Origin of the sequence: Paenibacillus sp. FSL H8-0332, from assembly GCF_037963835.1 — a bacterium.
Lineage (GTDB): Bacteria > Bacillota > Bacilli > Paenibacillales > Paenibacillaceae > Paenibacillus_AQ > Paenibacillus_AQ rhizoplanae.
This window is the reverse complement of record NZ_CP150145.1, coordinates 532,210-555,976: the sequence shown is the minus strand read 5'-3', so window position 1 is coordinate 555,976 and position 23,767 is coordinate 532,210. Positions and strand designations below refer to the sequence as shown.

Below are 23,767 nucleotides of genomic sequence, written 5' to 3'. Positions count from 1 at the left end.
GTCGCTCTTGCCTCATTTCCATCACCAACTGGCCTTATAACGGCCTCTCAGTCCGCGGGCGAGCTGTAAAGCTGTCTTTTCCAAAAGATAAGGGCCTCATGGTCCGGTTATAGAACCTTCATATACTCTTCCCTAAGCATGCTGTAGATCTCCAGATCGACCACTCCCTTGCCGGACCAGAGGGCCGCTTGCCGCAGCATTCCTTCCTTGACATATCCGTTCTTCAGCAGCACCTTCTTGGAAGGCTCATTATTCAGCATCACTTCCGCTTGAATTCTGTTCACCTGAGCCTGCTGGAACAGGAATGCAGTCAACAGCTCAACGGCTTTGGAGGCGAGGCCCCTCCCCCACTGGGCTTCCGCGAGGAAGTAGCCAATGGTCACCATATTGACCTTCTGATTGAAGTCGCAGGCTTCAATGATCCCGAGGAGGTGCGTATCATCCGCTGGGGCGAAGATGCCCCACTTGATCCTTGATCTTTTGCCATAATCCCGTTCATAATGACCGATCATGCTCTTCACCGTCGTCTTGTTGCGCTTGGGGATAATCCCGCAATATTCGAACACCTGGTCATTGCTGTAAATCTCGAACAGCCCGTCCAGATGCTGCTCCTCAATCTTGCCCAGTACCAGCTCCTCTGACCTTAAGACAGGGAACTGGTCAAACACAATCTCCATCTTCACCCGGGGCACTCCCTTCTCTGATCCTTAAGCGCTTGGCCTAATGGGGACGTACAGATCAACCCTGCACTTGCCTTGCGGGTCTTGCGCAGGATTATTCAGACAGAATTCCAGACATGGCCGGTCATCGGCTTCATAGCCGCTGCGGGGTAACCATACGCTGAACATAGTATCGTACGCAAGGACAAATCTATCTACCGTATCATAGTAGGAATACACCGCATACAGCCCGCCGGATAGGTTCTTATATTCTACCTCCTCCCGGTGGGCCTCCTGCTCAAAATCTCCGGGGAGCGTCACACAGGCGTCGTACCGGCAAACGGACTCTTGAACAAGATTTCCGTCATCCAGTGAGATTCCGATAAACTGCTGATTCGCCGGATGGAATCCTTGCTGAGCAGCCCAGCCAGTTAGCTTGTCCCATGCGTTATGCGTGTCCAGGTAACTTCCAATATGCCTGACGTAAGCGACTTCAACTTCTGCAATTTCTCTGAGTTCCACCATACTGTCCCATGCCCTCCTTAACAGCGGATTCCCTTCTGCTTTATTGTAATCCGCCAGGGCCGCTGGCTCTGCCTGCTTATTGCTGAGGACTGACGGGAAATTGCTATGTTTGCGGTTCCTGCTTCTGATGGTGCCCGGCGGGCAGCCGTAGTGCCGCTTGAAATGAACGCCCAGCGCAGATACGGACTCAAACCCGCAATTCCCCGAGATCTCCAGAATCGTCAGGTTCGTCTCAGTTAGCAGCACCAATGCCCGCTCGATACGCTTCCTGGTTACGAAGGCCATGGGCGTCATGCCGGTGAAGGCTGTAAATATTCTGGTGAAATGAAATTTGGAGAAATGGGAGATATCCGCCAGCTGGTCCAGCCGCAGCGGCTGGCTGCTGTGATTTTCTATGTAGGCAATGACCTGCTCGATCCTCTCCCCATACTGCTCCTTCATCACTGAATCCCCCGTCTCCTTCGTGTTACAATACTGTACAAATATTAATAGATGAGGCGATAGTCAATGGTTACCACTCTGTACTTCGTACGGCATGCCCACTCTACTTATTCTACCGACGAATTGAATAGACCTTTATCCGAGGATGGACGGGCAGACGCACGGAGAGTTACCCGTCTACTCCTCCATGAGAATATTAACATTCTGATCTCAAGTCCCTATACACGGGCTATACAGACCATCGAGGGGTTGGAGAAACCGCTTAGGACTACGATTGTAATCGAAGATGATTTTAAAGAAAGAATCTTGTCTTCAGAACCTGTACCCGACTTCGGGCAGGCAATCTCCAGGGTATGGGAGGACTTTTCCTTCGCCTGGCCGGGAGGAGAATCCAATCTGGTTGCCCAAAAGAGAGGCGTACAAGCACTCTATAACGTAATGCAGCAATATAAAGGTAATTCGATCGCTATCGGAACGCACGGTAACATTATGGTCCTGATCATGAATGCTCTGGATAAGCGTTATGATTATAGCTTCTGGAAGCAGTTAGAAATGCCCGACATTTATAAGCTAAGCTTCCATGAGGACAAGCTTGTGGGGGTACAGCGAATTTGGCGCTAGACTCCCTTTGGCCACACATATAGTTTCGATGCGCCCGGTTAAACTGGACAGACTGTTGTCACAACCCTGTGGTATAACCAGAAGAAAGGAGTGATTGTTATGGCAAGCTATGAATACTCGTCCCGGCAGGAGCTGATGGACACGATCCATAATCTGTACCTGCTCTTGGATGCCGAGTATGACGGAATTAACAATACATATAAGGATACGCGAATTCCCGAGGTGGACAAAACCCCTGCCGAGATCATCGCTTATCAGCTGGGCTGGCTGGAGCTGGTGCGGAGCTGGGACCGGAGTGAGCTGGAAGGACAGACCTTCTCCATGCCTGCTGCGGATTACAAGTGGAATCAGCTCGGCGGGTTGTATCAGTCCTTCTATAGCAAATATGCGGAGTATTCTCTATCCGAGCTGCGTGAGCTCTTCCGGCAATCCGAGCAGCAGTGGCTGGACTGGATCAGCACATTGACGGAAGAGGAACTGTTCATCCAGGGCGCACGTCAATGGACCGGAACCAAGGAGAACTGGCCGATGGCCCGGTGGATTCACATTAACTCTGCCGCTCCGTTCAAGACCTTCCGGGGGAAGATCCGGAAATGGAAAAAGCATTGTCCTGAGGGACTGGCAGAGTGACATAGTGGCAGTATTACAAAGTCGCCTAGCAGCTTAGCGTCCACTGCTTCGCAATCATTGCGTGCTGTCTGCTCTCCCGTCTGACCCTTGCATCTCCCTCCTGCCAGGGTCTTCCCGGTTCATTCCCCTGCTCCCGTCCTTGAAGTTGGTGCCGCCGCCGTTCATGCCGGGGAACCCGCCGGGCCGGGAATTGAAGTCTGCACTTGTAATATTCTGAGCAGTGACCGCTTCGCAGGAAGTGAGCAGCAGCGAACAGCTAAGCACACTAATGATTAAGGTGATGTAAGTTAAAAGGATTCACAGGACGCGCAAAAACCTCCGGGTCCTCTCCAGCCGCCGCATCCATAGATGCGCTCATGCCGGAAAAGCTTCCCGAAGGCTTGCTGCTTACACTATTCTGTTCCTGTTGAATACTTGCGGGTGAATCACTTGCCAGCAACAGCACGAACCACACGAAAGCCCTGGTCATTCCCCCGGCTGCTCGGTTCGAATTTGCCGCGGAAGGATACCTCTGTATTGTTCACCCCGCCGATCCAGCCGCCTCCCTTCACCAGCCGGACCGAGCCGGCCTTGCTATTCGAATCCCCTTCTCCGTACCAGTTCCAGCACCATTCCCTTACGTTGCCTGACATATCGTACACTCCCAGCTCATTGGGCTGCTTGAGGCCGGTATTTCTCGGCTGGCTATGGTTGTTCTCAATCGCAGGCCAGTTCCAGTCCCCGGTCAGGAATTGATCGCCGGAGTTCCTCCAGTACCAGGCTACCTCCTCCGGGTTGCCGCTTCCGCTATACGGGTTGCTTTTGCTCATCTGGCCTCCGCCTGCTGCATATTCCCACTCGGCTTCTGTCGGCAGACGGTAACCGTCCGCCCCTTCATTGGCCGTTACAGTCCATTTCATGAAATCCCGCTCACTTGTATTATTCGGATCGACCGTATTCTTGTCTATATTATAATAGGGGGTCAGGCCTTCCTTCACACTCCGCTCATTGCAGTACTCCACGGCATCATACCAGGTTACGCTCTCTACCGGCAGCTTGTCCCCCTGGAACTGCGAGGGGTTATTCTTCATCACTTCCAGCCATTCTTGCTGGGTGATCTCATATTTACCGATGTAAAAGTCCGGGAGGGTCATCTCTGTCCCGTAGTAATTGGATTTCGTATCTTTAAAGGTACCGCCTTCTACCCGCACTAAACGCTCATCCGCGGCAGGCTTCTCCTGCGCGCAGGCACTGGCTATAACCGCGATTGCCATGCATAGAATCAGAATCATTAATGGTTTTCTCATGAATACCTCTCCTTTGAGCAGATGGGCAAGGTACAGGACCTAAGCGCAGTTCGGTGCGCGAAAATGATAAGGCCGGCAGCTTGTACACCCGGCCGGCCTTAGCCTGTCAACGGTTAGCTGAACTTACGCCACTGCCGGAACGGCAAGGTGCCGGTCAGCTTGTCCATTACCACACGGTTACGTTGGAGCTGCCGCTGCTCTGGTATCCTTCGGTAGCCAGTACCTGGTAAGACCAGTTGCTTCCCAGATTCATGCCTTTGCTCTTCCAGGCATTCACGTGGTTGTTGAACGTGATCTGAACATTGCTGCCGATCGGTCTTTTCGATTGTCTTACACTCCAGTACTGAGGGAATGTAGCATTTCCGTCAATCGAAGGAGCATCGTAACGCATCGTGGTATAGATGTCGTAGGTACCTCCGTCACTGTTCACAGTACCTTTGAACTGGCCGGTAGGTCTGTAAGTCCCCCAGCTGTCTACCACGTAATATTCAATAAGGGCATTTCGGGTCCATCCGTAGAAGGTCAAATAACCGTTGCCAGAAGGTGAAAAGACACCCGCGTTATAATTCACGACCCGGTTCGCCGTGCCGTAGGTCCAGCCTTTACCGACTACGAAGTTCCCGGTGTTATACCAGTTCACACTGTAATTCCCGCCACTTCCGTTCACCGCATTCACGGTTCCGCCGCCATCGGTCCAGTTCTGCCAATAATCTGTTGCGCCTGCAGTGGCTGCGAACGCGCTGAAGCTCAGTGCCGCTGTCATTAATACCGTAAGAAGTTTCTTTTTCATTGTAAATTAATACCTCCCGATTATAATGTGTTTGCTTGCAGCTTGCTGCTCCCAGCAGAATATAACTTATCCTGATGGTTATCCCATATATTTACTTGTCCTCCTTTCGAGAAAATTATATCTAGTAAGCGTTTACATTACTCTCTGCAAACTAAAGATTAACCCCCAATTTTTATTGATATTATGGAATTATTGGGTCGAAACCAGGGGGGTTTTGCTCCGCTTAAAGCTAATCAGTGAAAGTATGGCTATGGTGAAGTATCGACAGTTTCAGAATGAGCCCATTGCTCCTATCTGTTGAAACAGCAATTTCTTATGAACAAGCCCAACCAGGACGCTCATCTGAATCAGGTTTAAAACAAAGCAACAAACCTATGATGCTATCTACCATTACATTTAATTTTTCTGCAACGGGAAACGAATCTATGAAGCTACTGGGGTACGTGTCTTGGGTTCAGTTTGCGGCGATGCATACGCGACAACTGAAGTAGGTACTGGCCATTTTCTTGAAAGAGATCAAGTGTTTAATTCTATTTCATAGACAACTCAATTAATTCATGTAAGGTGTATTCTCCGTTAAAAAACCTTTCATATAATTTGATATCATTTGTACGATATTTATTAAAAAATCTTTGTATATTTTCTTCTCCTTGTGCTCTATCAATTCGGGTGTTTCTGGGATGTTCTTGGTGGAAGTTTATTGCATTAGTGTTGAAATAAAAATCAAAACCAGCATTTTTTAATTGGTAAGCAAAATCATTATCTTCAATACCCCATCCCTGATAATTTTCATCAAATGAAATGCTATTGCAATTTAATTTATGAAGTGCCAGATTACCCGTTGTCGCCAACATCCAATTCATAGGGAATTTATTTAGTTGAGTGCCGAAATACTCTACGACTTCAAGAAAATTCTCAATGCATGTGTACAGACGATATTTATTAAGGTAATAGTTAAGGTCAAGTTGCAACTTTTCTGCTGAAATCAGATCTATTGCTTTTTCTTTGCCTATTTGATGTAAAAGTTCTTGATTTCGTCGAAAGAAATCGGCAAAACACTCAATAAGATTTATAGAAGGATCGATGTAGAATGTTTTAATAGAGTTTGTGTAACGCGACAAGATAGCTTCCTTTAACCCAACTGAAACACTATTTTTGTTATGTTCAATGTGATCTACATGATTACTGACGAAATTAATTACTGGAATACGATCATCATCGCAAAAAATAAGTATTTCTCCTCCAGCATTTTCCATTCCAAGATTTTTCGCTTTTGATCTACCACCATTTTCTTGAACAAGGTATTTAATCTCAAGTTGATGCTCATACCGCTTCACAATAGATTCGGTATTATCAGTACTACCATCATTAATAATGATGACTTCAAAATCTTTCATTGATTGTTTAGATAATCCAGATAATGTCAAGTCTAAATAAAAGGATTTATTATAAGTTGGAATGATCACAGAAGAATACACTTATATTCACGCCCCTAATAAAATATTGTTAACCTATATTTAAACAATCTTAAAATTGAATTGCTTGAATCAATAACTTTAGATGAGTTTAGATCATCCTATAAGGTAACAAATAACTTTTTAGTGTAATAATAAAATACTAATTTTGTATAAATATAACATAATAAAGATAGTTCGCCTGTTAAGAATCGGGAAAACCTGACTAGAGCATGTCTTGGGAATATCTCTACAGTTTTCTATTGCCACCACCAGCTTTGCCAGAAAATCATGATATCCTTACATGACTATTCCAACTCTCAATGGATGAAAACCGAGAAACGAGTAAGTAAACATGAGATAATATTAATTTCTAGGGAAGAACCCTTAACATTGTATTTAAGGCTTCTCTTTCGTATTTTACTATTTCATAGATTATCATAGACAAAAAAAATAAATCATTCTTGATATGACTTGTACGTATATTCAATTTTTTTCTTGCGATTAGCTGATAACTCTTTTGTTTAAAATCTCCCCACAGACTTCGGATTTGTTCATATTGATCGCACAAGTCCTTAGAATCCGGATCATTAATATATCCATGCTTATTTAAATGTTTAATTAAGTTTACATTTCTTGCATGAAATTGCTGAAATTGAGCGACCCTTGTCTTAAATACTCCAAACTCCTCAATTTCAGAAAACAAATCAATAAAATTCTTTGCATACGATGTTATTCCGGCTAAACCGGTTTCGTATAGCAAATTATATTCGGTTGCCACACCTCCATGAGCCAATAAATTATTGCACATTTTTTTTGCATTTAATAAAGAAACTTCTTTATTACTCATTAAATCAAAATTGTTATCCTGTCTATATAGAACAACTTCGAATTCAATACTTTCACCCTTAGAAATAAAATCTTTGCAGGATGCCTCAATTACGGAGTAAGGAAGGTTGTAATACTGCATTGTCCCAGGTATTTTACAGTCCTCAATGGTCTTAAAACATTGCTTTGATGGATCATATCCGTAGATGAATACGGGATGTTCCATATGATATTTCCCCGCTTCTCTTCCGTCCAGATAAAAAAATCTATCTACTTTAAAAAACACACAACATTCATTATCAAGTGCTTTTTTAATAAAATCATGCAAGATTATTGGATTATATTCATTAAAAATATATTCTTTCTTTTCAAAAAGCTGATCTAAAAAATCAATAAAAAACATAACTTTGGGTGTAAAGAACCCCTCAATAAAAAATTTTTTTTCTTCCCCATCATAATTGAATTTTTGATTAATATATTTATTGTGGTAGGTAACTTCTGCTTGAAAAATAATATTCTTAAAGCTATCATTTATACACATAAGCATAGAAATCATATTGTTCTTAATGCAGTCTAACCACAAATCATTGAATGGCTTTATTTTAGTAAAATCCGCCAATTTCAGTCCTCCCTTTCCGACCCTGATTTTAGGGATGGTAAACTATACATTGCTAAAGCGTCATCTATACGCAGCGTTTGATTTCAAAGTAATGTATCATTATTTCTGTAACTGAGGCTTAATTAACTATATAAAATACGAAGTTCAGTAAATCTTCACCTGTGGAGTTATATTCATGAAAGACTCGATTTGTTCTTCCTCACTTGATCTGTTTCAACAGACTGCTTTGCCAATTTCACTCAAATGAATGACTGCATTTATCTCAAGCGATTATCTGCAAACTTAATGGGAATTAACAAGTCCGATGCTCTTATAAATCTGGCTTTATATTTAATCCCCCTAGGTAAATACTTCAGATTGTCCCATTATCAACAAATATATTGGCACCTGTAATAGATTCTGATTTTCCACCCAATAGAAAAAGAGCTGTTTCAGCCACACTTTCTATACTTGTTCCTTTTTTTAGGGAGGTCCTTTGGTAAATCCGTTTTTTATGCTCCTCTGATAAAGTTGAACTCATAGCGGTGTCCATAAAACCTGCAACTATACAATTTGAACGGATACTAAGCCCTCCCCATTCCCTTGCAACACTTTTGGAGAAAGCCTCAATTGCACCTTTTGTCGCAGCATACATACTTAGCCCTTTGTATGAAGTATGTGCACTCACTGATGATACAAAAACAATAGATCCCTTGCTTTTATTCAATATCATGTCTCTAATCACATATTTCGTCAGTTGCATAGCTGCAAAAACATTAACTTGAAACATTTCTGTTAACTGATCATTATTAAGGTTCGTAACCAAGTCATCATATGCGATAGCCGAATTATTAACTAATCCAACAATTGGCCCATAAAGATTCAACTTGCTTAGGTATAGATGTTTAATACCTTTAATATCACTCAGATCATAAGTAACGTGATGAAACCGTTCTCCATATTCTTTAGTAAGGTCTTTAAAATTTTCATGACTAGCACGACTTATCCCTAAAACAGTATAGTTGGTATCCGTGAGTATTTTATTAACAACCTCTCTGCCAACACCTCTTGAGTGACCGGTAACTATAACAACCATTATTTCACCTCATTTTCTTCCCTGATCTGGTTTCGCTTAATTGTTGGACTATATTAATGATTCGTGGTACTTTCCAGCTTTGCAAGTGTTCTTTAGCGTATTGTTTAACAGCACACTTAATGAAAAATTCATCAACATCATGGGTTTTAATGATATCTGCAACTACAATATTATTTGTATAGCGATTTTCTTCTCCTCTAATTACTAGATCTAAGACACCATCAACATTTCGTAGAATATATTCTATTTCAGTGGGATTAACCATATATCCACCAACATTAAATAATTCAGACTTTCTAGTAATAAACCGAATCCTACTTCCACTCAACTCCACAATATCTCCCGTTGAATACCAATCATCGTCACTCTGAAGAATTGTTGAGCCTTCCAATAACGAACGATGTATACTAAGTTCCCCCTCTTCGGAGACCCTTGTGTACCTTTGAATCATTTCATTTCTCTCAAAAAATTCACCTTGACCAACAAACAAACTACCAGTTTCTGTTGATGCATAAATGTTCAATATTTTTGAATTAGGAAAAGTCAAGCCTACCAATTTTTCCAGTGAAGCATCATATTTTTCCCCTCCAAAAGTCACACGTTTTACCAAAGGATAACATTTACTCAAATAAGATAGAGTATTCCTATAATAGGTAGGTGTTGCAGATATATGTGTTATATTGTATTTCTCCAATAGATCCCCCAACATTTCCTTACAGTTTGCAAACGCATATATTATTGAGTTTTTATTGAAGAAGGCCTGAAAAAAAACCTGTAAACCCGCAATGTGCGTTGGATTATATGCAAACGCCCAAATATCATCTGAATGCCTATCTGTACATTTTGTATTTTTCACAAAAGTATTTATGTGGTGGGATATTCGTTTAGGTATTCCAGTTGTCCCTGATGTATATAATGTGATGCGCCAATTTACACAACTTGATTCAATTTCAGTTATCTCTGGCAGGGTGTGAACTTTTCTCCTCTTTCCTTCTACTATCTCTACGACTTGGGATAAACAATCATAATCTATTCCACGATCAATTAATTCTAATCTAGATAAGTCTCCATCTATTACCTCAATTTCATAGTCATAAATTAAACTGTGAATGATATGCTTAAAAATTTTATACGGGTCATTATCTTTGTAATATACATAGTAACGACACTCATTCATTTCACCTAAATCTGAGATCAGCTTTGCATAAGTATAGTCCAGTCCATTAATGCTCATGAAGATTTTATTCATCTCTTTAACTCCAGCTTTTGGAGTATATCGTTTACCGTATATATATGTCCCCCTTCAAAGATATCAACACCAAACTTTGCTTCAATTCTAACCGTCAGTTCCGCCATATCAAAGGAATCAAAATGTAAATCTTCCCTTAAATTATTATTTATATTTAGTTTAGGATATGTATCCCCTGTATTCTCTAAAAGCATCTCATTAAGAGTGATCTTGATTTCTTCTAATATATTATTTTCCATAATTACTCTCCTTTATTTTCAGTTCATTATTTTGCTTTTACGACTGACAAATTCATTTATTTTTGGCAATAATACAAAGGGATCTTTTTGCAATAAATTCAATGTGAAATTAATCGCTTCAGCACTTGCCTCTCCCTTTACATCAGCATTTAATAGATACATTTCTAAACTACTATATTTATTCAAAAGATACTGAATGTTCGCAAATTGTTGCTGTCTTTCCTTTGGATTTCTAGGGTGTTCTTGATGATAATTAATAGCCTTTCTAGTAAACCTAAAAGTATAATTTTGCAAATATAACTGATAGGAAATGTCAACATCTTCTGCTCCATAACCTTTGAAATTCGTATCGTAATATATACTGGAGGTTAATTTACTTTTATCGAATGAAATATTACCTCCATAGGCTTTTGTCCAGCCAAAGTTATATCCAATTAAATCTTCGCCGAAACGATCTACTATGGGCAACAAAGATCCTGGGTCGAACACAGAGAGTGCCCATTCTTCTATTACTGTAGCAAAACTATTCATTAAATCTTCTGCAGTGAAAACTTGAACAACATCATCAATTTTTGACAATAGTGGATGCTTTTCAAACAAGTCTACAAACTCCGAAAATTCAAGTGGAAAATGATTAGTATAATAGGATAATATTCTATACTGCAGGCCAATACTTACAGTTTTTTCATCTCGATCAAGAGCTGTTTTATGTTCCGAAATAAAAGATGGAGATGGGATCCTATCATCATCCGTTACAATGACATACTGCCCATTTGCTGCATCCAATGCTTTATTCCTTGCTACAGCGATTCCACTATTTGACTGATGTATATTTACTATGTTCAATTTGTTACTGTATTTACGAATTACCTTCTGAGTATCGTCAGTACTTCCATCATCTACAATGACTATTTCAAAATCATCATTATCTTGAAGCGTATACCCAGCCAATGTAATATCTAAATACTTATCTTTATTATAAGTACTAGTGATAACAGAAACTTTTGTCATTTATATTCCCCCTATTTGCTGCAAATATCACATTCTATTCAATAACGCTCTACCAAGTATGTAACATGACTTCAGTGAAAATACCGGGACCTTCAAGGGCAAACTTGAAGGCCCATGCACCTTTATTTAAGTTTCCAAAGCACCTTTAAGAAATTGAATTGAATCATGACGAAATGCACTTGTTTTCACTTCGTCAATGTGATGAAAAGTAATATCTTCAATATTTGGAATATCATTTTTATTAAAAACATAGCAATTAGATAAACCAAATGTATCCAGCAGAGCTATCAATCTTGAATCCATTGACTTCGGATCTTTTGGATTATCTGAAACCGGGAAAACTAAAAATGGAACCTTAAATAAAATGGAAAAAACAGCCCCATGAAAAGCACTAGTAATAAAATACTTTGCGTGTTTGATATACCCAACAAATTCCTTCGGACCGACCGTAGCTGCTCCCGCAGTCGCAAGAGATATTATCTCGTATCCATACTTTTTTGAAAGGGCTTCAGCATATTCTCTAATCGCTGGAATATCTCGTAAATCATACGTGAGTATATAGGCTTTTTCTGGAGGAGTAGCAGCTATATCATCCCATTCAGACTTATCAAGAAGCATTACAGGATCTAATACATGAGTAACCTCTCCATTACTCATTGTTTCCACAAAAGGAACTGCACTTTTTTCACGAACAGAAACAAAGTCTAGGGAATTAACATGTGGAGCAAGGATATTCATTCGTTCCTCTCCTATTTCTGCTCCTCCCATGCTTGCTGCGTAAGCAATTTTCGGTTTTGATGCTGTAACAAAAGAAAGTGCCATACAGGGTAAAATCTCATCGGAAATAACCCATGGCAAACCCCATATTTGATCGCTGCCACAAACAAAAATATCGTAATCATCAACACACTCTGCAATATCAGATACTGTATATAAACGATCACTATGGGGAATACTTTCGGAAAACACTCTAAACTGTTCAGCACTTTTAGCGCTTTCATATGTTTGTAACGTATGTTCGTTTAGCCACTTGAATGCAATCTGCTCACAATGAAAACCTAGCTTAGAGATAGCTTTTTGTAGAGCAAATGCTCCGAGTTGCCCACCATAATTATAATTTTTGTAATAAAGAGTAATGATCCCAACTTTTTTCATAATAAACTCCATTCCGACTACATCAGCACAAACAGAAAGAAAAAGCAGTGCCAAAAAGTCTATATAATTGTTATTCGACAATTTCCTTCAAGTGAATTTTTACTATTTATATAAGTTTTTCAAAATCCCTTCAAGCGATGACTCACGCACCCGAATATCCACCACATTATAACGGGAAGCAACATAACTGATAGCTTCTCCCTTACGCATTTGATTATGTAGAATTTTATAGAAATGTTTTTGCGTTTCGACACTTTGTAATTGAAAATGTTCGTGAATTATTGGTGGTGTAGACTGATCGAATACAACCTCTAAAATATACTCAGTTTCTTTATATTTTTCATGGAATTCAACTTGTTCACCATCAAATAACAGTTTTCCCTTATCTATTAACACAAGCCTTTGAGCTACTTCTTCAATATCTTTAGTATCATGTGTGGTAAGTAGAATAGTAGTATTCTGCTCTTTATTAATTTGTTTTAAAAATTCCTGGACTCTATCTTTAACAAGTACGTCTAAACCTATGGTTGGCTCATCAAGGAAAACTACTTGAGGTTGGTGCAAAAAGGATAATGCCAAATTAGCCCGCATACGTTGCCCCAAACTTAACTGTCTCACCGCCTGAGATAAAAAATCACTCATATCCAGCATTTCAATTAGTCTATCTCGCTGGCGTTTATAATCCTGTGGCTTGATTCTGTACATAATCTTAAACATTTCAAAAGTATCACGCACAGGTAGGTCCCATAGCATTTGAGAACGCTGTCCAAACAATACCCCAATCTTAAGAGCGTTCAATGTGCGGTTCTTACAAGGATCTTGACCAAACACACGCACTGTACCTGAACTAGGGGTAAGGATACCCGTAAGCATTTTAATTGTTGTAGATTTACCTGCACCATTTGGACCTATAAAACCTACCATTTCCCCTTGTTCAATTGTAAAGTTGATATTTCTTACAGCACATTTTTTTGTATAGCTAGGTCTAATGAATTCTTTAAAAATAGAACGATTGCTTTCACGATTGCGTATTTTATAATCCTTTGTCACATTAGATAATTCTATTTGTGGCACAAGCCCACCTCCGACGATGAAATTAAATAAGTTTGACTTTCACGTACCTGCACTTTCATACTTGCTGCTTAAAACCTGCCAACACAAAGCTGTAATCCCGACTAATAAAACAGCAACAATTGGTGACAGCCACATAGTTATTTGCGGCATTATACCATCTTTTTTTCCAAGCAAAACTTGAATGGGATAGTAACTTGTAAACCCGAAGGGCAGTATTGTTGTAAATACCAATACAATAGCTCGGGGATAAATGGTAATAGGATACTGAGTAAACCCCCGCCCTTCCGTATAAAACATGCTCGTAGGTGATTTAGAACGAGTCCTGATCGCAGGCATGTCGCATATAAGCATCATACAAGCATTAATAACCGCCCCACTGATAATGGCTATTACAAACCATAACCAATGTAATACAGTCCAAGAGATACCAAGTTGCACAATGCTATACACCAAAACCACTAATGATAATGAAATATGCGAAATAAATCCAGCATTATACGTGGTAGCCATAACATATAAAAATGGTGAAATCGGGCGAGTATAGGCCTCATCGAGTTGTCCATTTATAGCCATAGAAGGGAAACTTCTGCACATATGAGTAGTGAAAGATGCCCCCAAAGCATATGTTAATAACCATACAGCATACATAAAAATGATTTCCGTTGACTCCCAACCAGCCAATGAACCAAAATTCCAAACCATTAAAAACAACATTAGTATTGAAATACTATAGCTAAACCATTGTGCAACAATACCCCCAAAAAACGCTCCAGAGTATTCAAAACTCGATTTATACACATATCTAATAATTGTTAAAAATACTCGTAAAGTATGCAGAATTTATCCCCCCTGAACCACAATTTTATTTTGAACTCTATACCAAACAAATCGCTCTATAGCAAAGAGTAATCCAATCCAAAATAATTGCATTACAAGAAGAGTAACTACATCTTCACCACGTATACGCCCCAAATAAATTTCCATAGGAATAAATAAGGAGAACTGGAAAGGTAGAACATTACTAATCATTCTTAACCAATCAGGGTAAAACCAAAGTGGTAATACCGTGCCACCAAACAACATAAACAATGCCCCTTTGTATAGGCGAATATACCAATAACCCATAAGCCAAAAGACTGAATAACTGATTATCAGGTCGATTAAGATATATATTGCTCCTCCCAATATTGCTGCTAAAATAAATAAGCCAAATGTTACTGTGGATACGGGAGGTAAAATTCCTATAAACACAGTAGCTGCAATTAAAATAGGAAGGGAACTTGTAAATGTACTTACAACTGCCTTTGAATGCAAAGCCATCACAAGTTGAAAATGATATGAACATGGTCTTGTAAGTGCGTGAGAAATATCCCCAGAATGAATATCTTTTCCGATATGTTCGCTAAACGTTGATGTTGTCCACACCATAAGAATATCCATTACTACAAAATAGGTTATAGTTTCTATTAATGTTGAATTCCCACCATTTCCTGTCCTAAATAAAGCAATCCACAATGCATAACGTACCCCCAACATAAACAATGCTGAAGTAACCCCAGCAAAAACATTGGTGCGATAGGTTGTAAATTGACGGACACCTTTGACAATTGTGATGTAATATAAATTAAATGCATTTCTCACGTAGGGTGCACCTCTTTTTTCACAAATTCTTTTGTAATAAAGTAGCTATAAATTTGTCTCTATCTTGCTTATCCCAGCTTTCTAATTTATGTGCTATCTCATACCATTTCGAATAACCTTCATATTTAGGTTCAGGAGAATATTCAACTCTTAATAATTCAGAACTAATATCAAACTTATTGTTATTTTTTTTTAAATAGTCTAAAGTCCGTCTTAGCTCGTCACCATAAAATGGGTAAAAATCATCTCCCCATTCTCCATCAGATTCTTGATTAAGTTTCTTAAGGGTTTTACTAATAAACGAGCCTGTCCATTTGAAATGATGAACTTGGCAAATTATTTCATTTTCCATTAGATGCTCCTCAGTAATAAGTACATGGTGGTTACCTTCACTCAACGGTATGTATCCTTTACATGCGGTTATTTTATAGGGCCATGAATAAGCAATAGGAAAAGCAAAAAAACTGCATATCGGATATTGTTCCCATATTGATTTATCATAATTTATTAAGGGTAAATCCCCATCTTCTGCAAATCTATCTAAAAAACAACCTGAAATATAATCAACATTTTTAGAGTTAATTATTTCTTTTATATCATTTGGATAAACTTGAAATTCATCTGAATCAGCAATAATAAACCAATCATCGTTATATTTATTCTTCACTTCATTTATCAACGACGTTGATTTTGCACCACTCCAATTTCCTGTATATATTTTTTCCGGAGTTATTCCTTGTTCTTGAAAAACTAATAGTTTTTCATCGATTAAATGACTCATATCCTCAGGCAAATGTAAAATTATGTGAAAATAATCAACTCCCATTTTTTTATAGTGATCTATAAAAAACGGGAATAATTCTAAATCTGATGAGACTACAGAACATAGTCTAAGGACATGTTTCTTCATACCTGACTACCTACTCTCTAATTAATTTTATAATTGTATGATTACCTCATAATATTGGCACGTACACACACTCCACATGTGAAGCGGCTCAACATGCCTAGTATGAAAAGAGAAGCGATCTTTACTTTTGAATCCAGTACAAAAGTAATTAAAACGGCATGCAATAATGAATGTTCTCCTGATTAAAATAACAATAAAAAAAGAAAGTCAACAGGAAAGAAAACGTTGTCATATGGTAGAAACGGAAAGCCATTCACAGTCGAGCTCTAGGTAAAGATAATAAAGAGAATAGGATACAACATAGCGAGCGGCCCCCATATTTTGATTCACCACAACTTAAATCGAAAATATTGTAAATTCATTTCATACCACCTTAGCCCCTCTTATGAATTGATAATGTTGCAGTCATAATAATACATATAAAATATACAAAAAAGTAAAAAAATAAATTTTTAACTAAATACAAACTACAAATCCCTCCTCATTGTATTTAAGTATTATTTATCCATTTAATTTTTTTCATTATAAAACATTATTATACAATTGTCTACAGAATATTACATTAATATCGGTTTTAAGATATCCCCCTTTGATTTGTAAACTCAATTTTCGGGCAAAACCAGCGATCCATTCCTGCAGTTTACAAAACAACCAGCTTATTCTCTTTTTTTTGTTTTCTATCATATAGGTTCAACTAATAATTTCAGACTCGGAAACTTTCTAAAATGAAGATTCCATGGGAACACAAAGGCGTAAACTTATTCCACCTATTCCAGCTCTCGAGCATCCAATGGACTGGAATCGCTGCCCCCTTTGCCTCCAAACCGTTCCCCATACGCCAGCCTTTTGCCAACTACGAAACTTAATTTGTACCTCTTTCAAAGATGGCCCGAACACCATGTTTTTTTCCGTTCGAGACGGAGTAAGTATTTTATTCTATCCCATTGATCGTCGCGTATTTCATATCATCTTTTCATACTGGATCTATCCCTCTCATAATCGGCCAAATACAAAAAAAGCCGCCCCGCTAATGGGCAGCTATATACTATTCTAATATCTAACTATTTTTCTAATCATCCACCGTCTGCCTCTTCTCTCTTCAGCCCATCTTAATTACAACCTTGACTACATCCTCCTTATTGTCGATCACGTAATCGAAGGCCTTCTGCGTCTCCTCAAAGCCAAATTCGTGGGTGACGATGCCCTTGACATCGATTTTGCCGTCTGAGATGGCGCCAATGGCTGCCGGATACAGGTTGCGGTATCGGAATACCGACTTGATGTCGGCTTCCTTGAACATAATCTGCATGAAGTTAAAGTCGATGATATCCTTGGCTGCGAGGCCTACGAGGACGATGGTTCCGCCTCTTTTGACCAGATAAGGGGTCTGCTTCACTGTATGCTCGCTGCCTGCCGTCTCGATGACCTTATCCACGCCCGCGCCATCTGTCCAAGCAGCGATTACCTCCAGCACATTCTCCTCCTTGGCGTTGATGACACGCGTAGCCCCTAGCTTCATCGCTGCTTCCAGCCGCTTCTCGATGATGTCCACCACCACAATCTCCGTAGCCCCATAAGCCTTACAGGCCAGTAGTGTAACCAGTCCGATACAGCCCGCTCCCAGAATCACAACCCGGTCTCCCAGCTTAATGCCGCCCTGCGCCGCAGCATGGAGTCCCACCGCCAGCGGCTCTACCAACGCGCCCTCTTCTGACGAGACATTATCCGGCAGCTTGAACGCCATGTTCTCGGGGTAAGCGATATAGTCCATCAGGCAGCCATGGTAAGGCGGAGTCGCCAAAAACTGTACATCCGGGCACAGATTATATTTGCCGCTTTTGCAGAATTCACACTGTCCGCAGGTCACACCAGGCTCCAGCGCCACCCGGTCCCCCACCTTCAGATGCTTCACACCAGGGCCAAGCTCCACCACTTCCCCGGCGCACTCATGCCCCAGAATGAAATCTCCGTCCACCACGAAATCACCGATCCGGCCATGCTCCAGGTAATGCACATCCGAGCCGCAGATGCCGACAACCTCCAGCTTCACAATCACCTCGCCCTCCCGGGTGATAGGCATCTCTGTGTCCTTCATTTGCATCTTTTTCAAATCCGTCATATAAAAAGCTCTGTTCTTCATCCGTTTCTCCTCCTCAGGAACATTAGGTACTCTTATAAAAACTACTGTTACTTCAAGACTTCTGCCTTCTTCAACTATTCAATAATATACTTTTATAAAACTATTTAAATAAGATTATAATCCGAATTAGGATGAAGTCAACAAAAACTCCCCCGGAGAAGGACAGGGCCGCAGTTGCAGCAATGTCCCTCTTCTGGAGGAGCGGGGAAAAGCAGGTGTTCTATTAGGGTAAAAGTAACCACAGATCTAGATACTGTATATAAATTCAGTTACCAGCTCCAGGGCAGCGCCTACAGCGGTGGCTTCCAGCTTATATTTGCAGACCCGCAGATAGGAGCCGTCCTGCTCGAAAGTGTTCTTGCGCGCTGCCAGCGCCTGGAGTTCATCGATGTATTCCTCCATGTAAGCTCCGGCATAGCCGCCGAGAATCACATCGCAGTCGTACAGCATTCGCAGGTTGTTCACCGTGATCACCAGATAGCTAAGATATTTCTGCCAGATGGCCTGCTGCTGCTCCTTACCCTCTCCCAGCAGCCGGAAGAATTCCGGAATGCTGCCCCCCGTGCTATCCGAGAGAATTCCCGCTGAGCAATAGGCATCTACACAGCCCTTCTGTCCGCAATAACAGGCACGCCCTTCAGGCACAAGCGTCATATGCCCGAACTCTCCGCTGCGGTGGTTCTGTCCCGCATAGATCTCGTTATTAACGATAATGGAACCGCCCACACTATTGTTAAGGGACAGATAGACCACACTATGCATGTCCTGCTCTCCCCACAGTTCAGTGAGTCCCGCCGCATTCGCATCATTGCTCAGAACACAGGGGTAAGGAATGTATTCGGCAAACCGCCGGACGCTCCCTCCCTTGAAATCAATGACCGTAGCATAGCTCACCGTCTGCCGGTCACCGGAGAGTATCGCAGGCAACGCAATGCCTACTCCCAGAATCCGGCCGCGGTCCAGCTGACATTCCTCTACGAAATCCTCCACCAGCTTGCCGACCCCCTGGAAGTAGGTGTCTTCATTCGCAAACGGAAAGTGATTTCTGACATTCTTGATGATTCTGCCGCTCAGGTCAATGATGACAATCCCCACATGATTCAGGGTGACATCCAGCCCGACGGCATATCGCGCTGTACTGTTGCAGGCCATCGACTTGGCCTTACGCCCTCCGGTGGATTCATACAGCCCGGTCTCCGCAATCAGCCCGCGTTCCTGCAGCTCCTTAAGATTCTGTGTCACGGTGGGCAGACTTAGACTTAGCGCCTGCGCGATCTCCTGAATGGAAGTGGCCTCACGGTGAAACAGGTATCGGTAAATGGCGTTTCGGTTCATCTTTTTAACTTCCATACTGTTCAAGCGATGTGTCGCCATTTGGATTCCTCCGACTTTTACAAATGTACTTTATAATCTGTATACATATAATATGTAATCACACCCGTTTTGGCAATCATCTGACTGTTTTACTTGTGAATATTTTCACTATGATGATTCTATTGTACCAATGATTGGGAGTTTCGTCATTATTCTTTTCGGATTCCTGGTTCCAAGAACGGCGGACCCCGGCGAAGAGCAGTTGTCTTCTCCTCCGATTGCCGTATGCTATAATCACCCCGCAGGATTGAAGACCTGCGTCCCCTAGTCCAGCAAGGAATCGCAGAGATCCAGCATCTGCTTGTATATACCGATCCCGAGGGGCAGCCGTTCGGCTTCATCGGCGTTCAGGATCAGAAGATTGAAATGCTGTTCGTAGACCCGGCTGCCCGGGGACAGGGGATAGGCAAAAGTCTGGGAACTATGTCATACACGCTCTGAATGTGCATGCTGTGGATGTGAACGAAGACAATCCCCAGGCTGCCGGCTTCTATGAACATTTAGGCTTTCACGTCTACGGCCGCTCCGAGCAGGATGAGCAAGGTAAGCCTTGGCCCATCCTGCATATGCGGTTATAGCATGAACAGCCGGGACTCCCTCGCCGTCCAAATATTCAGCGCCTGCGAGCGGACTGCGGGATTCGCATGATTCCTGTAGTCCCGCAGACGCTCTGACGGTTCCGGGCTCCAGCGCAGCGCGCTTCCCGCTGCTTCCAGTAAGGACAGTCCAAGATACGGCGCTTCATAAGACGGTTCTGCCCGCAGCACATCCACAATCTCAAGCAGTGTCTCCGGTGTCCAGTATCCGGCACTGTTCTCCAGGCTAGCGGCAAGCCCGCGATACACCTCGCTCAAGAGCTGCGGCTGACGGGTGACCTCCTGCACGATCCGCTTCACATACACGGACGCTTCCTCTGCCTTACTCCAATCGATCACTGCAATATATAAGGTCAGGACCAGCTGTTGTAATGTCTCATCAGCGGCCAGAATATCGGTTAGCTCCAGGTACAACGGGGTAAGCTGCACCCTTGTACTCCTGGGCAGACCGGTAAGCTGGTTGATGAGCACCTGCAGGCGCTGCCGGTGCGGCAGGTCTCTATCCGCCGCTGCATTCCATTCCTGCCTTATGGCGGTAGCCGCCAGCTGACGGCAGATCCCGGCCACAACCGCATTCACCTTGCCGTCCCGGGCGGCTTCAATCAGTGTTATCATCGCAAACTCCCAGCCCGAGCTGTCCTTCAGACCCGCAACCGCCTGGGCCGCAGTTGCCGCAACAGTGCCTTCATAACCGCTTGTCCACCACTTCATGGAACTATAAGCCTGGCTGCTGACGGATACATCCGGATGATCGGCAATCTCTATGATTAAGTCCAGATAGCGCGGTCTGTAGGCAAGCGGAAGGGCATCAGGCTGCTGGTGTAACAAGCTCACTGCGATATCACGCTCTGGAGAAGCCGCGATGGCACGCAGCACCTCCCAGCTCCGTTCATCGTCCAGCAGCCCTCTGGCAGCATGCCCTATAGCAATCACCACATCCTTATGCACAGCAGGCTTAGCGAATTCCTTCAAGAGCAGCGGAAGACTATCCTCACTTCTATACGCACCGAGCAGGCGGATGGCTTCCTTGCGGACGGTGATCTTCAGCTTCTCCCGGCTCAGCAGCGCCTTCAATGCCTGAGACAGCTGCTGCGGACTGACCCGGCGGATGCACCTCGGGATGGAGTACATCGCTACACGTGCCCGGTCGCTATCCAGATGCTCCAGCAGCACAGGTAAGGATTTCTCCGGCTCCTCCAGCAGGGACAGGGCATGAAGCGCTGCCTCCGCCACAGCCACCTCCTTGTCCTGAACAAGCACATACAGACGCTCCGGATTCACATCCGGCATACTTGCCATAATTCTGATCGCCCGCGAACGTTCAAACAAGCTGTACTTGGGGCCGAAGGCAATGATGCTCAACAGGGAGCCATACGCCTCCTGCTGGCGCGGCAGCCAGCGGTGGAATCCGTCCGCAGCCGGAACAGAATATACCGTTTTGCCTGAGAGGAACTTGCCCTTGATCGCAGCCCCCGACAGATAAGGGTCCAGCCATTCCTGACGCTTCAGATGCAGATGCACGAACACCTCGTAGATGGTAATATACGATGGATCTGCATCCAGCAGTTCCTTCACCCGTTCATCGCGCGTCTGCAGCGGCTTCAGCCAGAGCCTGGTTGCCTGTATTGCGGTTGCCTCTGTTTTGGCTCGGGCAGCTTCCCGTAAGAGCTGCTGTAGCTTAACGATCCCGTGCCCCCTTTTGCCAATAGAATTCGCCAGGCTCAGCACCAAATCATAGTTTTCTCTCTTGCCCGCCTGTGCAGCATAAGCATAGATTCCGCTGAAAATGATCTCTTCCACACCCCGCGGCATATTCTTCGCAAGGGGTGGCAGCGAGAGCTGCCCATCCTGCTTCGCCAGCTTCTGGAGCGTGTTCAGCGCGAACTTGAACAGCTCCCTGCCCGGCTCCGCCGCATGATGGCGCAGAATCGAAAAGGCCAATTGCTGCACAGAGTACCTAGTACCGTAGGAGGTGTCTCTGGCATCAATTACACTGTCCACCAGCACAGTAAGCGCAGGGACATGAGCAGCCTCGTATACAGACGCCGGACTCTCCGACAGCTCCTTGAACACCGCGCTCCGCACAGGGTCCTGATCATTACGGATACGGCTTAAGGTCAGCAGTGTAGCATCCATGCCCTGCCTTGCCAGAACCGTGCTGCGGATCAGCTGCATCAGCGCCGTAGCGCGTTCGTCGGCATTCGATACCCGGGTTGCCTGCTCAAGCTGCTCACGGACCTGAAGAATTGAGCGGGCGGCGGTGATGCGCAGGGAGCGCTCCCGGTTCTCCCTGATCTCACGCAGACCCAACATCCGGGCAGCCTCCCGATCACGCAGCGCATGTGGCAATACATACAGTAACCTCTCCGGAAAAATCCACTCCCGGCGCTTCTCCTCCTCATACACAGCATCGAAAATCTCCTGGCGCTTAGATGGCGCAAGATGCTCCAGCAGCCGCGCCACATGCTGGGGCTGGTCCGCCAGCAGCTTGGCAAGCTGCGACCATTGGTCCATGGTCAGGAGCTTCGCCCGCTTAAGCACAGCTTCAGGCAGACCATAATTCATAAGCTCACCACGCGTCTGCGTCCGGATCAGCAGCTCATACACCGCGCCTGGTCTCAGGCGCATCAGTATGCCGAGATTCGCCTTAAGCGAAGGCGGCAGCATGTCTGCCGGTCCATGGTTCACTGCATAGGCCAGCACCAGGTCAGGCTTGTGATTGGACAGCTGCTCCATCGCGGAGGAGAAGCGCGACCAGACCATCCCCTTGGCCCTAAGCGGGGCTGCTTCCAGCTCTCTGGTGAAGCACTCAGCGACCACTTCCAGATGGCGGCTGGCCAGTTTTTTCCAATCCTTAATGGCGTACCCCAGCTCGACAAGCCGCGCGCGGACGGTTGCCGCAGAGCAGGCCTGCAGCACAATCGCCGCTTCCTCCGGGCCCCACCCGGCCTGTACCACAGGCAATAGCCGTTCCGCCAGCTCCTGGCGGTTCATCAGGGCAACCGTACGCAGCAGCTTGCGGCGGCAGTCCTGTGACAGCTGCGGAAGCTCGCGTTCGATCTCTTCGGCTGAGGCGACTTTGGGCAGCAGGCCCGCAGCCATATTCCTGATGCTCGCCATAGGATGATGGAGCGCAGAGCCGATCACAGAAGCATCCAGCGTGGCGATCGCCCCCATCAGGGCCAGACGCGACTCATAAGCCCCGCCCTCCAGTAAGGAGGTAAGTAACTGTGAGTATTCCCGGGACCCCAGGTGATCCCGGCCTAATCCTGTGATTGCTCTGATTCTATCGGAATACCCCAGTGCATCCAGTTCCTTCAGTAAGCGCTGTTTGGTAAGTGGGTCTCGTCTCCTAATCATAAGTCCTCCTCCTGAATATGTTCTGAGTTAATCCTTATTTTACAAAAAGCGAGCTTCCGCCCGCAACAAACCAAAGGGTAACCCCGAATC

21 protein-coding genes are annotated in these 23,767 nt (G+C 43.6%); 2 read left to right on the top strand and 19 right to left on the bottom strand.

The genetic code is table 11. From position 1 onward, the window contains the following. Positions 1-107: 107 nt before the first annotated feature. Together NST43_RS02370 and NST43_RS02365 are read right to left on the bottom strand one after the other, a co-directional pair. Positions 108-683 carry a GNAT family protein gene (locus tag NST43_RS02370; RefSeq protein WP_339222324.1) on the bottom strand — a complete coding sequence of 192 codons (576 nt, stop codon included), beginning with the start codon at positions 681-683 and terminating at the stop codon, positions 108-110. A gap of 24 nt (positions 684-707) precedes the next feature. Beyond that, a complete protein-coding gene (locus tag NST43_RS02365; RefSeq protein WP_339222322.1) occupies positions 708-1,625 on the bottom strand; it encodes an AraC family transcriptional regulator in 918 nt (305 codons plus the stop codon). A 66-nt stretch (positions 1,626-1,691) separates the two neighbouring features. Between NST43_RS02365 and NST43_RS02360 the strand changes: the two genes are divergently transcribed. Together NST43_RS02360 and NST43_RS02355 are read left to right on the top strand one after the other, a co-directional pair. Next, positions 1,692-2,246: a histidine phosphatase family protein gene (locus NST43_RS02360; protein ID WP_339222320.1), complete on the top strand. Its 555-nt coding sequence runs from the start codon at positions 1,692-1,694 to the stop codon at positions 2,244-2,246. Between the two features lie 99 nt (positions 2,247-2,345). Next, positions 2,346-2,876 carry a ClbS/DfsB family four-helix bundle protein gene (locus tag NST43_RS02355; protein WP_339222319.1) on the top strand — a complete coding sequence of 177 codons (531 nt, stop codon included), beginning with the start codon at positions 2,346-2,348 and terminating at the stop codon, positions 2,874-2,876. Positions 2,877-2,930: 54 nt separating this feature from the next. Here the strand turns inward: NST43_RS02355 and NST43_RS02350 are convergent, their stop codons facing one another. The 17 genes from NST43_RS02350 to NST43_RS02270 all read right to left on the bottom strand — a co-directional run bounded on the left by NST43_RS02350 (position 2,931) and on the right by NST43_RS02270 (position 23,677). Further along, positions 2,931-3,140 (bottom strand): hypothetical protein, encoded by a 210-nt coding sequence (locus tag NST43_RS02350; protein ID WP_339222318.1) that lies wholly within the window; start codon positions 3,138-3,140, stop codon positions 2,931-2,933. A 161-nt stretch (positions 3,141-3,301) separates the two neighbouring features. Then, complete coding sequence (locus tag NST43_RS02345) at positions 3,302-4,162, bottom strand: SUMF1/EgtB/PvdO family nonheme iron enzyme (RefSeq protein ID WP_339222316.1); 861 nt, start codon at positions 4,160-4,162, stop codon at positions 3,302-3,304. A gap of 166 nt (positions 4,163-4,328) precedes the next feature. Further along, a complete protein-coding gene (locus tag NST43_RS02340; RefSeq protein WP_339222314.1) occupies positions 4,329-4,952 on the bottom strand; it encodes a glycoside hydrolase family 11 protein in 624 nt (207 codons plus the stop codon). Positions 4,953-5,482: 530 nt separating this feature from the next. Further along, positions 5,483-6,430, bottom strand: coding sequence for a glycosyltransferase family A protein (locus NST43_RS02335; protein ID WP_339222312.1), 948 nt, complete (start codon positions 6,428-6,430; stop codon positions 5,483-5,485). 349 nt (positions 6,431-6,779) lie between these two features. Next, positions 6,780-7,853: a hypothetical protein gene (locus NST43_RS02330; protein WP_339222310.1), complete on the bottom strand. Its 1,074-nt coding sequence runs from the start codon at positions 7,851-7,853 to the stop codon at positions 6,780-6,782. 352 nt (positions 7,854-8,205) lie between these two features. Next, entirely contained in the window at positions 8,206-8,928 is a 723-nt protein-coding gene (locus NST43_RS02325) for an SDR family oxidoreductase (protein ID WP_339222309.1), read from the bottom strand. A gap of 4 nt (positions 8,929-8,932) precedes the next feature. Further along, positions 8,933-10,177: an AMP-binding protein gene (locus NST43_RS02320; RefSeq protein WP_339222308.1), complete on the bottom strand. Its 1,245-nt coding sequence runs from the start codon at positions 10,175-10,177 to the stop codon at positions 8,933-8,935. Continuing rightward, the gene (locus NST43_RS02315; RefSeq protein ID WP_339222306.1) at positions 10,174-10,416 is read right to left on the bottom strand and encodes an acyl carrier protein; all 243 of its coding nucleotides are present in this window, start codon (positions 10,414-10,416) and stop codon (positions 10,174-10,176) included. The genes NST43_RS02320 and NST43_RS02315 overlap by 4 nt, the downstream gene beginning before the upstream one ends. A gap of 18 nt (positions 10,417-10,434) precedes the next feature. Beyond that, positions 10,435-11,427 carry a glycosyltransferase family 2 protein gene (locus NST43_RS02310; protein ID WP_339222304.1) on the bottom strand — a complete coding sequence of 331 codons (993 nt, stop codon included), beginning with the start codon at positions 11,425-11,427 and terminating at the stop codon, positions 10,435-10,437. A gap of 126 nt (positions 11,428-11,553) precedes the next feature. Further along, positions 11,554-12,636 carry a polysaccharide pyruvyl transferase family protein gene (locus NST43_RS02305; RefSeq protein WP_339222302.1) on the bottom strand — a complete coding sequence of 361 codons (1,083 nt, stop codon included), beginning with the start codon at positions 12,634-12,636 and terminating at the stop codon, positions 11,554-11,556. 48 nt (positions 12,637-12,684) lie between these two features. Then, a complete protein-coding gene (locus NST43_RS02300) occupies positions 12,685-13,656 on the bottom strand; it encodes an ATP-binding cassette domain-containing protein (protein WP_339222300.1) in 972 nt (323 codons plus the stop codon). A gap of 39 nt (positions 13,657-13,695) precedes the next feature. After that, positions 13,696-14,454 carry an ABC-2 family transporter protein gene (locus tag NST43_RS02295; RefSeq protein ID WP_339222298.1) on the bottom strand — a complete coding sequence of 253 codons (759 nt, stop codon included), beginning with the start codon at positions 14,452-14,454 and terminating at the stop codon, positions 13,696-13,698. 42 nt (positions 14,455-14,496) lie between these two features. Beyond that, positions 14,497-15,297: an ABC-2 family transporter protein gene (locus tag NST43_RS02290; protein WP_339222296.1), complete on the bottom strand. Its 801-nt coding sequence runs from the start codon at positions 15,295-15,297 to the stop codon at positions 14,497-14,499. Between the two features lie 19 nt (positions 15,298-15,316). Then, positions 15,317-16,207, bottom strand: coding sequence for a glycosyltransferase family 2 protein (locus NST43_RS02285; protein ID WP_339222294.1), 891 nt, complete (start codon positions 16,205-16,207; stop codon positions 15,317-15,319). A 1,099-nt stretch (positions 16,208-17,306) separates the two neighbouring features. Continuing rightward, positions 17,307-18,347, bottom strand: a complete 1,041-nt coding sequence (locus NST43_RS02280; RefSeq protein ID WP_339222292.1) for an NAD(P)-dependent alcohol dehydrogenase — start codon at positions 18,345-18,347, stop codon at positions 17,307-17,309. Between the two features lie 246 nt (positions 18,348-18,593). Beyond that, positions 18,594-19,721 carry an ROK family transcriptional regulator gene (locus tag NST43_RS02275; RefSeq protein ID WP_339222290.1) on the bottom strand — a complete coding sequence of 376 codons (1,128 nt, stop codon included), beginning with the start codon at positions 19,719-19,721 and terminating at the stop codon, positions 18,594-18,596. Between the two features lie 572 nt (positions 19,722-20,293). Then, positions 20,294-23,677, bottom strand: coding sequence for a HEAT repeat domain-containing protein (locus tag NST43_RS02270; RefSeq protein ID WP_339222288.1), 3,384 nt, complete (start codon positions 23,675-23,677; stop codon positions 20,294-20,296). Between the last annotated feature and the right edge of the window lie 90 nt (positions 23,678-23,767).

What these genes read in the sequence shown, in the direction of transcription:
- NST43_RS02365 (WP_339222322.1), bottom strand. Translation starts at nt 1,625, where the DNA reads ATGAAGGAGCAGTATGGGGAGAGGATCGAGCAGGTCATTGCCTACATA.
- NST43_RS02360 (WP_339222320.1), top strand. Translation starts at nt 1,692, where the DNA reads ATGGTTACCACTCTGTACTTCGTACGGCATGCCCACTCTACTTATTCT.
- NST43_RS02355 (WP_339222319.1), top strand. Translation starts at nt 2,346, where the DNA reads ATGGCAAGCTATGAATACTCGTCCCGGCAGGAGCTGATGGACACGATC.
- NST43_RS02345 (WP_339222316.1), bottom strand. Translation starts at nt 4,162, where the DNA reads ATGAGAAAACCATTAATGATTCTGATTCTATGCATGGCAATCGCGGTT.
- NST43_RS02340 (WP_339222314.1), bottom strand. Translation starts at nt 4,952, where the DNA reads ATGAAAAAGAAACTTCTTACGGTATTAATGACAGCGGCACTGAGCTTC.
- NST43_RS02325 (WP_339222309.1), bottom strand. Translation starts at nt 8,928, where the DNA reads ATGGTTGTTATAGTTACCGGTCACTCAAGAGGTGTTGGCAGAGAGGTT.
- NST43_RS02320 (WP_339222308.1), bottom strand. Translation starts at nt 10,177, where the DNA reads ATGAATAAAATCTTCATGAGCATTAATGGACTGGACTATACTTATGCA.
- NST43_RS02315 (WP_339222306.1), bottom strand. Translation starts at nt 10,416, where the DNA reads ATGGAAAATAATATATTAGAAGAAATCAAGATCACTCTTAATGAGATG.
- NST43_RS02310 (WP_339222304.1), bottom strand. Translation starts at nt 11,427, where the DNA reads ATGACAAAAGTTTCTGTTATCACTAGTACTTATAATAAAGATAAGTAT.
- NST43_RS02285 (WP_339222294.1), bottom strand. Translation starts at nt 16,207, where the DNA reads ATGAAGAAACATGTCCTTAGACTATGTTCTGTAGTCTCATCAGATTTA.
- NST43_RS02280 (WP_339222292.1), bottom strand. Translation starts at nt 18,347, where the DNA reads ATGAAGAACAGAGCTTTTTATATGACGGATTTGAAAAAGATGCAAATG.
- NST43_RS02275 (WP_339222290.1), bottom strand. Translation starts at nt 19,721, where the DNA reads ATGGCGACACATCGCTTGAACAGTATGGAAGTTAAAAAGATGAACCGA.
- NST43_RS02270 (WP_339222288.1), bottom strand. Translation starts at nt 23,677, where the DNA reads ATGATTAGGAGACGAGACCCACTTACCAAACAGCGCTTACTGAAGGAA.